Source organism: Caenimonas sp. SL110 (genome assembly GCF_001044395.1).
Classification (GTDB): domain Bacteria; phylum Pseudomonadota; class Gammaproteobacteria; order Burkholderiales; family Burkholderiaceae_C; genus Ramlibacter.
The window spans coordinates 1-12,809 of sequence record NZ_JANU01000059.1; the positions used below are offsets into that span (position 1 = coordinate 1).

10 protein-coding genes are annotated in these 12,809 nt (G+C 60.4%); 4 read left to right on the top strand and 6 right to left on the bottom strand.

Annotation, left to right across the window (positions count from 1 at the left end; translation table 11 throughout):
- Window positions 1–714 (bottom strand): ABC transporter ATP-binding protein (locus AQ12_RS19800; RefSeq protein ID WP_048441699.1); only part of this gene is annotated, 714 nt, incomplete at its 3' end.
- Between the two features lie 186 nt (window positions 715–900).
- On the opposite strand from AQ12_RS19800, the gene AQ12_RS19805 reads away from it, so the two are divergent.
- Genes AQ12_RS19805 through AQ12_RS19815 form a run of 3 tightly spaced genes read left to right on the top strand, consistent with a single transcriptional unit; the run spans window position 901 to window position 4,549 of the window.
- Complete coding sequence (locus AQ12_RS19805; protein ID WP_238587776.1) at window positions 901–1,707, top strand: FadR/GntR family transcriptional regulator; 807 nt, start codon at window positions 901–903, stop codon at window positions 1,705–1,707.
- Window positions 1,704–2,720: a D-erythronate dehydrogenase gene (denD, locus tag AQ12_RS19810; RefSeq protein WP_048441700.1), complete on the top strand. Its 1,017-nt coding sequence runs from the start codon at window positions 1,704–1,706 to the stop codon at window positions 2,718–2,720. The genes AQ12_RS19805 and denD overlap by 4 nt, the downstream gene beginning before the upstream one ends.
- Window positions 2,717–4,549, top strand: a complete 1,833-nt coding sequence (locus tag AQ12_RS19815) for an IlvD/Edd family dehydratase (RefSeq protein ID WP_048441701.1) — start codon at window positions 2,717–2,719, stop codon at window positions 4,547–4,549. The genes denD and AQ12_RS19815 overlap by 4 nt, the downstream gene beginning before the upstream one ends.
- A gap of 88 nt (window positions 4,550–4,637) precedes the next feature.
- Here AQ12_RS19815 and AQ12_RS19820 read toward each other — a convergent pair whose 3' ends face one another.
- From AQ12_RS19820 to AQ12_RS19840, 5 genes are read right to left on the bottom strand one after another with little or no spacing between them, the layout of a single operon-like run.
- On the bottom strand, window positions 4,638–6,245 hold the full coding sequence (locus tag AQ12_RS19820) for a type I restriction-modification system subunit M (protein WP_048441702.1): 1,608 nt from the start codon (window positions 6,243–6,245) through the stop codon (window positions 4,638–4,640).
- Entirely contained in the window at window positions 6,242–7,243 is a 1,002-nt protein-coding gene (locus AQ12_RS19825; RefSeq protein WP_048441703.1) for a virulence RhuM family protein, read from the bottom strand. Before AQ12_RS19825 ends, AQ12_RS19820 begins: the two co-directional genes overlap by 4 nt.
- Complete coding sequence (locus AQ12_RS19830) at window positions 7,240–8,517, bottom strand: restriction endonuclease subunit S (RefSeq protein WP_048441792.1); 1,278 nt, start codon at window positions 8,515–8,517, stop codon at window positions 7,240–7,242. The genes AQ12_RS19825 and AQ12_RS19830 overlap by 4 nt, the downstream gene beginning before the upstream one ends.
- Window positions 8,518–8,546: 29 nt before the next feature.
- Window positions 8,547–9,152, bottom strand: a complete 606-nt coding sequence (gene fic, locus AQ12_RS19835) for a protein adenylyltransferase Fic (RefSeq protein WP_048441704.1) — start codon at window positions 9,150–9,152, stop codon at window positions 8,547–8,549.
- A gap of 21 nt (window positions 9,153–9,173) precedes the next feature.
- The gene (locus AQ12_RS19840) at window positions 9,174–12,242 is read right to left on the bottom strand and encodes a type I restriction endonuclease subunit R (protein WP_048441705.1); all 3,069 of its coding nucleotides are present in this window, start codon (window positions 12,240–12,242) and stop codon (window positions 9,174–9,176) included.
- On the opposite strand from AQ12_RS19840, the gene AQ12_RS22280 reads away from it, so the two are divergent.
- Entirely contained in the window at window positions 12,233–12,796 is a 564-nt protein-coding gene (locus tag AQ12_RS22280) for a hypothetical protein (RefSeq protein ID WP_152682875.1), read from the top strand. The genes AQ12_RS19840 and AQ12_RS22280 overlap by 10 nt on opposite strands.
- Window positions 12,797–12,809 lie beyond the last annotated feature (13 nt).

Below are 12,809 nucleotides of genomic sequence, written 5' to 3' on the forward strand. Positions count from 1 at the left end.
GGGGGGGGAGCCGATGAAGCCGGCAACAAACTGGTTGGCAGGGCGGTCGTACAACTCCAGCGGACTGCCGGTCTGCTCGATGCGGCCGTCGCGCATGACCACGATCTTGTCGCCCATGGTCATGGCTTCGATCTGGTCGTGCGTGACATAGATCGATGTAGTCTTGAGCCGCTGGTGAAGCTCCTTGATCTCGGCGCGCATGGCCACGCGCAACTTGGCATCGAGGTTGGATAGCGGCTCGTCAAACAGGAACACCTGCGGGTCACGCACGATGGCGCGGCCCATGGCGACGCGCTGGCGCTGGCCGCCCGACAGCTGCCGGGGATAGCGGTCGAGCAGCGGGATGAGGCCCAGGATTTCTGCAGCGCGCTTGACCTTGCTTTCGATCGTGGCCTTGTCGGTCTTGGCCAGCGCCAGGGCGAAGGCCATGTTCTCGCGAACCGTCATGTGCGGATAGAGCGCGTAGTTCTGGAACACCATCGCGATATCGCGCTCTTTGGGCGGCAGGTCGTTGACGCGCCGGTCGCCGATGCGGATCTCGCCGCCGTTGATCTGTTCGAGCCCCGCGATCATGCGCAGCAGTGTTGACTTGCCGCAGCCCGACGGGCCCACCAGCACGGTGAACGAACCGTCCTGGATGTCGATGTCCACCCCATGCAGGATGGCAACTTCGCCGAAGTTCTTCTTGACGCCCTGGATCGTGACACTGGCCATGCGATGGAGTCCCTCTGGATGCCGCCAGCCCATGAGATGGATGCGCGGACGGCCCGGCGCAGATCCGGGTCGCTCGCGCAGTATCCGCACGGAATCGGGCTGTCACCATCAGGGAAACCCTGCTAGAAGAAAATTCACCATAATTTGTATGATGACCCGATAACCGTGCTTCATTCTCCTTCCTCCGTGCCCGCCAATCCCGCTTCCACCGGTGCGACTCCGCTGGTGTCCGAACGGCTTTCGGACCGGCTGGCGGTGCGCCTGATCTCGCAGATCAAGTCGGGCGAACTCAACCCGGGCGACCGGCTGCCGACTGAACAACAGCTGGCTCTGGCCCACGGCGTGTCACGCACGGTGGTGCGCGAGGCCGTGCACCAGCTCAAGTCGCGCGCGCTGGTGGTGGCACGCCAGGGTTCCGGTGTGTTTGTGGCCCCGACGCCGGAAAACCTGCCGCTCGCATTCGACCCCGCCGTGCTGGAATCGGTGCAGTCGGTGGTTCATGTCATCGAAGTGCGGCGCGTGCTGGAAGGCGAGATTGCGGCGCTGGCCGCGGAACGCGCCACCCGCGCGCAGATCGCGCAGCTGCGCCGATCGCTCAAGGCCATTGATACGGCGGTCGCGCAAGGTCGCGACGGCGTGGCCGAAGACCTGGAGTTTCACCGCGTCATTGGCGAATCGACCGGCAACCCGCAGTTTCGTTTGCTGCTGGGCTTTCTGGAGCAGTACCTGCGCGAAGGCATGCGCATCACGCGCGGCAACGAAGCGCGCCGCCACGACTTCATGGTGTCGGTGCAACAGGAACACCGCGCCATGGTCGAGGCCATCGCGGCGCGCGATCCGGTGGCGGCACGCCGTCATGCCACGCGCCACATCCTGCGCGGCGAGCAGCGTCTGGTTGAAGGCGGCGTGATTTCCGGAAGGCGCCGCAAGTCGACAACGCCTGCAGCGGCACCTGCCGTTGCAGCGAAAAAAACACTCAAAGGAAACTCATGAAACTGCTGATCACCGGAGGCGGCGGCTTCGTCGGCGCACGCCTGGCGCGCACCCTGCTCGCGCGCGGAACACTGGCCGGCGAACGCATCGAGCGCATCGTCCTGACCGACATCGCGCCCCCACCTGCCGACCTGCTCGCGGATGCGCGCGTCGAGGCACGCACCGGGCCGCTGCTGACGCAGACCGACGCCTTGCGCACCGAAAGCTTCGACGGCCTGTTCCATCTTGCATCTGCAGTGTCGGGCGAATGCGAGGCCGATTTCGACCTGGGCCTGCGGTCCAACCTCGACAGCACACGCGCGCTGCTGGACGCGGTGCGGGCCAACGTCGGTGCGGGCGGCAAGGTCCCGCGCCTGGTGTTCTCCAGCTCCGTGGCTGTGTTCGGGCCGGACGCTGCCGTGCCGCTACCCAAGGTGGTCGCCGACGACACGCTGCCCGCGCCGCAGACGTCTTACGGCACGCAGAAACTCATCTGCGAACACCTCATCGCCGACTACACCCGCAAGGGCTATATCGACGGGCGCGCCGCACGCCTGATGACTGTCACGGTGCGACCGGGCAGGCCCAATGGCGCGGCCTCCTCGTTTTTCAGCGGCATCATTCGCGAGCCGCTGGCCGGTGTCGAATCGGTGTGCCCGGTATCGCCGGATGTGTCGCATCCGATGTCATCGCCGGCGCGAACCATCGACGGCCTGATCGCGGTGTACGAAGCCTCGCGCGATCAATTCCAGGGCCGCCTGGGCATGAACCTGCCTGCGCTCAATGTGCGTGTCAGCGACATGCTCGATGCGCTCGAACAGGTCGCAGGCCCTGCCGTGCGCAAGCTGGTGCGCTTCGAGCGTGATGAACGCATCGCAGGCATCGTTGCCAACTGGCCCAGCGGCGCGAGCGCGGCGCGGGCTGCGCGGCTGGGCCTCAAGCCCCATGAAAATTTCGCTGAAATCGTCCAGCAGTACATCGACGATTGCAAGGCGCTGCCCACGGCTGCGCAAACCCTCAAGGGCCTACAATGAAAAAGACTTCCACCACCAGCGCCAAGCGCAAGTCCCCCGGCAAGAAGGCCGCGCCGCGCCTGCGCTCGCAAGCCTGGTTCGACAACCCTGACAACGCCGACATGACCGCGCTCTACCTGGAGCGCACCATGAACTTCGGGCTCGGTTTCGACGAGCTGCAATCGGGTCGCCCCATCATCGGCATCGCGCAGACGGGCTCTGACATTGCGCCGTGCAATCGCCATCACCTGGTGCTGGCTGAACGCGTGCGCGAAGGTATTCGCGATGCAGGCGGCATCGCATTTGAATTTCCGATTCACCCGATCCAGGAAACCTGCAAGCGCCCTACTGCGGCGCTCGACCGCAACCTGCAATACCTCTCGCTGATCGAGGTGCTCTACGGCTATCCGATCGACGGCGTGGTGCTGACCACCGGTTGCGACAAGACCACGCCTGCGCAGATCATGGCCGCAGCCACGGTGGACATTCCTGCCATCGCGCTGAATTCCGGCCCGATGCTCAACGGCTGGTATGAAGGCGAGCGCACCGGCTCGGGCACCATCGTCTGGCGCGCGCGCGAGATGATGGCGGCAGGCAAGATCGGCTACCAGGAGTTCCTCAAGCTCGTCGCGTCGTCAGCGCCGTCCACTGGCCACTGCAACACGATGGGCACGGCCTCCACCATGAATTCGCTGGCCGAAGCGCTGGGCATGACCTTGCCCGGCAGCGCCGCGATTCCCGCGCCCTACCGCGATCGCCAGGAGATGGCCTACCTGACTGGCAAGCGCATCGTGGAGATGGTGCGCGAGGACCTCAAGCCCTCCGACATCCTGACCCGCGAAGCATTCGAGAACGCCATCGTGGTGAACTCCGCCATCGGCGGCTCCACCAACGCACCGGTGCACCTGAACGCGATTGCCAAGCACATCGGCGTGAAGCTCGACATGGCCGACTGGGAAAAGCATGGCTACAAGATTCCGCTGCTGGTGAACCTGCAGCCCGCCGGTGAATACCTGGGCGAAGAGTATTACCGTGCAGGCGGCGTGCCTGCGGTGGTGGCTGAACTGATTGCACGCGGCAAGATCAAGCCGGCGCTCACCGCAAACGGCAAGACGCTCATCGAAAACTGCGAAGGCCAGTTCACGAGCGACCGCAAGGTGATCTGGCCGTATGCCAAGCCGATGAAAAAGGATGCGGGCTTCTTGAATTTCAGCGGCAACCTGTTCGACTCGGCCATCATGAAGACCAGCGTGATCACGCCGCAGTTCCACAAGCAGTACCTTGAAAATCCCGATGACCCGATGGCATTCGAAGGCACGGCCGTGGTGTTCGATGGGCCCGAGGACTACCACCGCCGCATCGATGACCCCAAGCTCAAGCTGACGCCTGCGAGCGTGCTGTTCATGCGTGGGGTCGGGCCCATCGGTTATCCCGGCGCTGCAGAGGTCGTCAACATGCGCGCGCCCGACTACCTGCTGAAAAAGGGTGTGTCGGCGCTGGCTTGCATCGGTGATGGCCGGCAGTCCGGTACGTCCGGTTCGCCATCGATTCTCAATGCGTCGCCCGAGGCTGCAACGGGTGGAGGCCTCGCCCTGCTCAAGACCGGCGACCGCGTGCGCATCGACCTGAAAAAGCGCACGGCCAACATGCTGATTTCTGACGAGGAACTCGCGAAACGCCGCGCCGCATTCGAAGCCGCCGGCGGCTACAAGTACCCCGCCAGCCAGACCCCGTGGCAGGAAATCCAGCGCGGCATTGTTGATGAGTTGTCCGAGGGCATGGTGCTCAAGCCGGCTGTGAAGTACCAGCGCATCAACACGACCTTCGGGTTGCCGCGAGACAACCACTGAAGCACCTGGACTCTCTCCCTCCCCTCCCGGGGGAGGGTTGGGGTGGGGGCAAGCGGCGATTGCATGGCACCTGCCACAGGCAAGCGCGCTACGGCAAGGGCTTCAAGCCCAGCTCTTTCAAAAAGCTGTTGTGCTTTCGTTTCGCTTCTGTGATGGCCTTCTCCACTTCAACCAGCTCGGCGTGCACGGCGTCCAGATCAATCTCGGTCTCACCGACAGCCGTGCTGACGTACCGTGAGATGTTCAGGTTGAAGCCGTTCTTTTCGATCTCTTGCATCGACACCCGGCGGGCATAACGGGGCGCTTCCTTTCGGAACTGATAGGTCTCAATGATCCTGGCGATGTGCTCGTCGGTGAGCTGGTTCTGTCGCTTGCCCTTGATGAAGTGCTCCGCAGCGTTGATGAACAACACGTCGTCGGGCTTCTTGCACTTCTTCAGCACCAGGATGCACACCGGTATGCCGGTGGAATAAAACAGGTTGGACGGCAGACCGATGACCGTGTCGATGTGCCCATCTTTCAGCAGCTTGGTGCGGATGCGCTCTTCCGCCCCACCGCGGAACAGCACACCGTGCGGCAGGATGATCGCCATCACCCCTTCGTCTTTCAGGAAGTGGAAGCCATGCAGCAGAAAGGCAAAGTCAGCCGCCGACTTGGGGGCCAAGCCGTGGTTCTTGAAGCGCACGTCGTCGGCCAGCGCGTCACTGTTCTCCCAGCGGTAGCTGAACGGCGGGTTGGCCACGACGGCGTCGAACGCCGGCTTTTTGGCCGGGTTCAGCTCGCGCAGCATGTCCCAGTCGTTGGTCAGCGTGTCGCCGTGAAAGATTTCGAACTCGGTGTCCTTCACCCCATGCAGCAGCATGTTCATGCGCGCCAGGTTGTAGGTGGTGATGTTCTTCTCTTGCCCGTAGATCTTGCCGACGCCGTGCGGCCCCATACGCTTGCGTACGTTCAGCAGGAGCGAGCCCGAGCCGCAGGCAAAGTCCATCACGCTTTCCAGGCGTTCCTTCTTGCCCGTTGCCGGCTCCTGGCTGTCGAGCGTGACGATGGTAGAGAGGATGTCGGAGATCTGCTGGGGCGTGTAGAACTCACCAGCCTTCTTGCCTGAGCCGGCTGCAAACTGGCCGATAAGGTATTCGTAGGCATCACCCAGCGCGTCGATATCGGTGGAAAAGTCGGCAAGCCCATCGGCAATCTTCTTGATGATGGTGCAAAGCTTGGCATTGCGATCCGCATAGGTCTTGCCCAGCTTGGTCGAGCCCAGGTCGATCTCCGAGAACAAGCCGGCAAATGTGCTTTCGAACGATTCCGTCTCGATGTAGCGGAAACCCGCCTGCAGCACGTGCAATAGCTCGCCGTCCTGCGTTCGGGCCATGTTGGCGATGTTGCTCCAAAGGTGCTGCGGCTCAATGACGTAATGCACCTTCCGGCGCATTTGCTTTTCGAAGGTCGCTACGTCATCCAGATTGCTTTGGTACCAAAGCTGCAAAGGTGTGGAGACCGAGGTGTCGATCTGCGCCGGGTAATCGCGGCCCAACTCCTTCCTGGCGGCGGTCTCGTAGTTGTCGGACAGGTAGCGCAGGAACAGGAACGACAACATGTAATCGCGAAAGTCGTCCGCATCCATCGCCCCGCGCAGCTGGTCGGCAATGGCCCACAGGGTCTTGCCCAGTTGTTTCTGTTTTTCTTCGGTCATTTTTTCGGACGGTGTTTGAGCGTGTCTTCCAGCGCCTTCAGCTCGGCCTCGTCTTGCTGGTCGGCTTGCGTGGCTTCTTGCTGTTTGCGACGCTGGTCAAAGTCCAGGTACAGCGCGTGCGTGCGGCTCTCCATCTGCGCATGGCTGATCGTGCCCGCGTGGGTGAGCACCGGGAAGCCATTGCTGCCGATGATCTGGTCCACGTTCTGGCGCCAGAAACTCATGCGAATTTCCTGCCTGCTCTTGGTGCGCAGCTCGGCCGTTTCCAGAAAAATCACCACCAAACGATTCAGGGTGTCGATCTCGTCAGCGGTCAGGTAATTCTTGGCCACCACGATGTCCTGCTTGCGCACCTGGGCACCCTTCCAGTGCAGCAGGCCAAAGTGCGGGTCTGCGGGGTCGGCCCGCGCCGCAATGAGTTCGGCAGCCGTCTTTTGGGTCACCGCGTACAGCAGCAGGTTCTGCACCGTGGCAAAGAATGTCTGCGTGGTCTGGTCGCTCTTGTCGTAATCGCTGCTCAGCGCAAAGAGGTCGCGCACCTTTTGATAGAAGCGCTTTTCGGAGGCCCGTATGTCCCGGATGCGGGCCAGCATCTCGTCGAAGTAATCCGGGCGGCCGTCCGGATTCTTCAACCGCTCGTCATCCATCACGAAGCCCTTGAGCAGGTACTCCTTGAGCGCGGCGGAGGCCCAGCGGCGGAACTGAACGCCGCGGGGTGAACGCACCCGGTAGCCGACGGCGAGGATGGCGTCGAGGTTGTAGAGCTGCGTTCGGTAGTTCTTGCCGTCGGCGGCAGTTGTCAAGGAATCCTTGACAACTGCCGCCGGGTCCAACTCCCCTTCCTGGAGAATGTTCTTCAGGTGCAGCGAGATGTTCTGCTTTGTAGCGTCGAACAGCTCGGCAATTTCAAGCTGGGTCAGCCAGACGGTTTGTTGCTCCGCCCGCAGCTTGATCTGGCTGCGGCCATCTTCGGTGGTGTAGAGGATGAGGTCGCTCATGCAGCGACTTCGTCTGTCGAAGGGAACAGCTGTTGCATCATGCCTTTCTTGTGCATCTTGAGGGCGTCGAGTTCTTCGGTGGCGGCTGTGAGAAGGGAGTCGAGCGCGGTGAGACTTTCGGCAATGCGCTGTTGCTCCGGCAACGCTGGGACTGCAAGCCGCAGCTCTTTAAAAAAAGGAAGTCCAATGGTCTTGATCGTGCTGCCAGTAGCGATCCTCTCGAAGATCGGTTTCATCACCTGAAGCAGGTAATACAAGAACCAGTTCGAGAGCAAATTGGCATGGCAGGTCCATACGATGAAATGCTGACTAACCGCCATGGGTGCAGCCATCACTGCACTCTTGCCAACACCTGCATCGCGGCTGACGAGCACGGTCCCCGCCGCGTGAAGGACGGCCGAGGAATTCTTGATGCCCTGCTCTGAAATTTCGGTCGCGGTCTCAGATATCAATCCGGCGTCCAGTCGCTTCGAATCGGCAAGGGAGATCCATTTGACTGCGCCGCCGTAGAACTCCGAATTGCTCTTGCTCGGCGTATGACCGGATCCGCGCTTGGCCAAGTCTTCCAACTTCTTCACTTCCCAATCACCGGCGGACTCGAATTGGGGAAATCGCAGATGCGGCTGCGTTTCACCTTCGCAGGGGAAGAGCTGCTGCATCAACCCTCTTTTGTGAAGCTTGAGCGTATCTACTTTGCGGACTTGCGTGGCGATCAGCTCGTCCAGCGAACTCAGGCAGTCGGCGATTTTTTGTTGTTCCGCCGAGCTGGGCGTTGGGATTTCCACCCCATAGAAAGCCTCTCTACTGATGTTCAGCAGGCCATTGCTCCGCGCACCGCTAGTGATGTGCTTCTTGAGCTGTTTCCCGTGTGCGTTCGCCTCGAAGCAGTTCTGAAAAAAACCGTTCGAATAGCCTTTCTTGAGGCGAAAACAGATGAACACATTAGGCGCTGCAACTTGACCCCAACCCTGCAGGAGATAGACACAGCCTTCAGGGAATTTGAGTGAGTTGCCTTTGTTGTAGACAAAGTCGCCGTCCCTTACAAGGGTATAGAGTTGATATTGATTTCCTGAGATGTCTCTACCGAATTTCTCTGCTTGCGAAACGAATCCAACGCCAGCGGAAATGCTCACTGGCGTGAGGTTTCTTTCGCCAACCCGCTCAGCCACTGGGGTGGATGCTTCGCCAAGCGAAACTAGGTTCCACGGCTCAGCCTCCTGAAACTCCGGAAACCGCAGCTTGGGCACCAGCGCGGGCTTTGCCTCTTCCGTCATGACGGTGGCTCTCAGTTTGCGACGCTCGTTCACAAGTCCTCAACCCGGTACTCGCTGTACCCTTCGTAGTAATAACTCACGTCAATGCCCTTCATGTACAGCTCGCGGTCATTGATTTGGTCGGTCAAGGCACCCATGAGCAGGTGTTTGATCTCCAGGTCCTTCACCACGCTGCGCTCCATGGCCGACAAATACTCGGCTTTGTCCACCGCGTTCCAGTCGATGACTTGGCGGATTTCTTTCTTCAGCATCAAGTCCAGCCAGATGCGTGTGGCGCGCCCGTTGCCTTCGCGAAACGGGTGGGCCACGTTCATTTCCACGTATTTCTCGATGATCTGCTCGAAGGTCTGCTGTGGCATGGCACTGATGTGCGCCAGCGATTGCTGCAGGTACATGACGGGGGCAAACCGGGAGTTGCCCTTCGCCAGATTCACGTCGCGCACCTGTCCGGCAAAGTCGCACACCTCGTCAAACAGATAAGCATGGATGTAGGCCAGGCCTGCAAAGGTGCCCACTTCCACTTTGTCGATGTCGCCGCTTTCAAACAACTGCCGGGCTTTTTTCTTGCTGAGCCTTTCTTCTGCTCTGTTGAGTTCGACTTGGCTTTCAATATTCAGCTTGTTGGCTAAGACCATGGTGCGTCCTTCGCATGCTGTTCACTGTTCATACGCGCTCAATCCCGAAATCTCGCGTCCCTGCGCCCGTTTGTTCAACAGAGGAATCAAGTCCGCCATCAGTGCCGTTTCAGCCTGCGCCCGCGCCTTCCAGCCCAGTTCCAGCGGAGTCAGCAGGTCGCTGAGCGCCTCGCTGTCCAGCACAAGGCGTTGCAGGGCGACGTCCACAAAGGCCTGCAGCGCGGGGGTGGCTACGTGGTGCCTCTCCGCAATGCACGAAAGCTCGGCGCCGTCTTTTTCCTTCTTGAAGCGCGTGTAGCCCTCGCGGATCGCAGTCTCGCTCAGACCCGCGCCAGCCTTGAGGGTGTTGATGTAGGCGGCGATGTCTTCGCGCTCGTTCATGAACTTGGCGTCGGCCAGGATGAGGCCTATCAGTTCATCCTTGGTCATGTTCTGCCGGCCCGCCTGGCCCTGCTGCGAGAAGCGCGCCATCAGGCCCATGATGTAGTCGTAGTCGATGACAGCAGAGGCGAACAGCACGAATTCGAAGTCGAGCTGGTCCACTTCGTTCTCCTGCGTACTGTCATCCGCTGGGCTCCCCGTGTCCTGCTGCGCCTTCAGACGCTGGGCCGTGTCCAGGTACACGCCGCGAAAGGCTTGCAGGGCTTCGCGCGGCAGGATGGCTTCGATGACGGTGGCGTTATCGGCAGTCAGGTCGGTGTACTGGTCGAGCTGGGTCTTCAGCCGCTGCACTTCCTTGAAGACCTTGATGAAGGCGGCGCGGGCGTCGTCGCCCTTGAGTTGGGGCACAGCTTCGGGCGCGCAGGCCAGGCCCTGCGACTGCATGAAGTCGGTCAGTTTTTGCACCGCCGCGTCCAGCTTCTCGATGACCACGGGCGCTTTTTCCACCAGCCAGATCTTGCGGGCCTCGGGGTCGGACTTTTCGCCGGAGAACAGACGAATGGCCGCGTCCACGTTGTCTTGCTGCTGGCGAAAGTCGAGGATGTTGCCGTAGGGCTTGCTGCCATTGAGCACGCGATTCGTCCGCGAGAACGCCTGGATCAGCCCGTGGTACTTGAGGTTTTTGTCCACGTACAGTGTGTTCAGGTATTTGCTGTCAAACCCGGTGAGCAGCATGTCCACCACGATGGTGATGTCGATCTTTTTGGCGTGCGCGAAGTCGGTATTGGGCCACTGCTGGTCCTTGATGCGCTTTTGCACGTCCTGGTAGTACAGGTCGAACTCGCCAATGCTGTGGTTGGTGCCATACCGGGCGTTGTAGTCAGTCAGTATGACTTTGAGGGCCGCCTTCTTCTGGTCGGGCTCGACTTCGTTATCGGCCTTTTCCTGGAGCAGGTCCTGCTGCAACTGCTTCACGTCGGCATTGCCTTCGGCAGGGGGAGAGAACACGCAGGCGATGTTCAACGGCCGGAAGTCGGGGTCGGCTTGCCTCCTGGTCTTTTGCACCGCGTCGAACAAAGCGTAGTACTCGATGGCGTCATTGATGCTGGCGGTGGCCAGCACGGCATTGAAGCGACGCGCTGCTGTGGCGATGTCGTGCTTGGCGAGGATGGCATCGATGACCGCCCGCTTGGCCAGTGCTTCGCCGGGCTTGGGTGGGTTCTTGCCTTCCGGCTTGTAGTAGTCCACATGGAAGCGCAGCACGTTGGTGTCTTCAATCGCGTCGGTGATCGTGTAGGCGTGCAGCTGCTTCTGGAAGAGGTCTTCAGTCGTCTTGAACTGGCCTTCCTCGCCTTCGTACTGTTTGGCGGTGGCGTTCTGATCGAAGATGGGCGTTCCGGTAAAGCCAAAGAGCTGGGCCTTGGGGAAGAAGGTCTTGATGGCCTCGTGGTTGTCGCCGAACTGCGACCGGTGGCATTCGTCAAAGATGAAGACGACGCGCTTGTCGCTCAGCGGTTCAAGCTGTTCCCTGTAAGTCTTCAGGTCGCTCTTCTTGCGCTGTTTGTTGCGCTTGCTGTTCTCGTCGAGCGCCAGGCCCAGCTTCTGGATGGTGGTGACGATGACCTTGTCGGCATAGTCGTCAGACAGCAGCCGGCGCACCAGTGCACCGGTGTCGGTGTTTTGCTCGACGCAGCCTTCCTGGAAACGATTGAATTCTTCGCGGGTCTGGCGGTCCAGGTCTTTGCGATCCACCACGAAGAGGCATTTTTCGATGTCGGGGTTGTCCTTGAGCAGGGTGGAAGCCTTGAACGACGTGAGCGTCTTGCCGCTACCGGTGGTGTGCCAGACATAGCCGTTGCCGCAGTTCTGGTGAATGCAGTCCACGATGGCCTTGACGGCATACACCTGGTAGGGCCGCATCATCAACAGCTTTTGCTCGCTGGCTACCAGCACCATGTAGCGGCTGATCGCTTCGCCGAGCGTGCACTTGGCCAGGAAGGTCTCGGCAAAGCTGTCGAGGTGGGTGATCTTCTTGTTGGCCTCGTCGGCGAACTGGTAGATGGGCAAAAAGCGCTCGTCGGCGTTGAACGCGAAGTGCCGGGCGTTGTTGTTGGCGAAATACCAGGTTTCGGTGCGGTTGCTGACGATGAACAGTTGCAAAAAACACAGCAGCGTCTTGCTGTAGCCGTTTCCTGCGTCGTTTTTGTACTCAACGATCTGCTCCATGGCCCGACGCGGGCTGATGCCCAGCGTCTTCAACTCGATCTGCACACAGGGCACACCGTTGATAAGAATGAGAACGTCGTAGCGGTGGTGGCTGTAGTCGGTGTTGATGCGCAGCTGGTTGACGACCTCGAAGCTGTTCTTGCACCAGTCCTTGATGTTGACCAGGGTGTAGTTCAGCGGGGTGCCGTCGTCACGGGTGAATGCGTTGCGATCCCGCAGGGTGCGGGCAGCGGTGTAGACGTCGGGGGTGACGATCTCGTCCAGCAGGCGCGCGAATTCGCCATCGGAGAGGTTGACGCGGTTCAGCGCTTCGAACTTCTCGCGAAAGTTGCGCTCCAGGCTGGCGCGGTCGCGAATGTCCTTGCGGTATTCGTACTTCAGGCTTTGCAGCTTGCCGATGAAGCCGTACTCCAGCTGCTCTTCCTTGACGGCGTGGCTGGTCGCGAGAGGCTGCGGGTCGTAGGTGATTCTGGATGATGGCATTGCGCAAGGATGTGCAGAATTGGCCGATTGTGACTGCTTGCGCCGGAAGAATGAAAGAGATCAAAAAAGCCTTGTTCGATCGGATGCCCCCCCTCTGGAGGCACATTCTGGTGCTATGGGGGATTGCCACCATACCTGCACTCATCATTGGCGCAGTCACGAATGCGGTTGCGTTCTTGCTGGAAGCCCCTCCCCCCAACTTTGGCTCACAACACAGCGATCAATGGATCTCTGCATTTCAATCGATTGCATTTGCCCCGTTCGTCGAGACCTTGCTTCTGTGTGCACTGATAGAAATCTCGACCTCCCTCGGAGTTAGGAAGATCTTCATTGCAGCATCCGCCGCAGCGATTGCCGGATTGCTCCACGCATTCATTACGCTCATCTGGTTTTTTACCAGTGCATGGGCGTTTTTTGTCTACGCCTGCGCGTACCTGGCCTGGAGGTCAGCGTCGTTTTCAGAGGCATTCGCTGCAGCGGCGGTCGTGCACGCGCTGAACAACGCGACAGGCGTGGCGATGCTATTTCTGATCGCCCTCACAAAGTCTTCGTAGCCCTGCGCTATTC

Coding starts and splice junctions, on each gene's coding strand:
- fic (WP_048441704.1), bottom strand. CDS start 9,152: ATGGTCTTAGCCAACAAGCTGAATATTGAAAGCCAAGTCGAACTCAAC.
- denD (WP_048441700.1), top strand. CDS start 1,704: ATGAAACTGCTGATCACCGGAGGCGGCGGCTTCGTCGGCGCACGCCTG.
- AQ12_RS19815 (WP_048441701.1), top strand. CDS start 2,717: ATGAAAAAGACTTCCACCACCAGCGCCAAGCGCAAGTCCCCCGGCAAG.
- AQ12_RS22280 (WP_152682875.1), top strand. CDS start 12,233: ATGATGGCATTGCGCAAGGATGTGCAGAATTGGCCGATTGTGACTGCT.
- AQ12_RS19830 (WP_048441792.1), bottom strand. CDS start 8,517: ATGACGGAAGAGGCAAAGCCCGCGCTGGTGCCCAAGCTGCGGTTTCCG.
- AQ12_RS19840 (WP_048441705.1), bottom strand. CDS start 12,242: ATGCCATCATCCAGAATCACCTACGACCCGCAGCCTCTCGCGACCAGC.
- AQ12_RS19825 (WP_048441703.1), bottom strand. CDS start 7,243: ATGAGCGACCTCATCCTCTACACCACCGAAGATGGCCGCAGCCAGATC.
- AQ12_RS19820 (WP_048441702.1), bottom strand. CDS start 6,245: ATGACCGAAGAAAAACAGAAACAACTGGGCAAGACCCTGTGGGCCATT.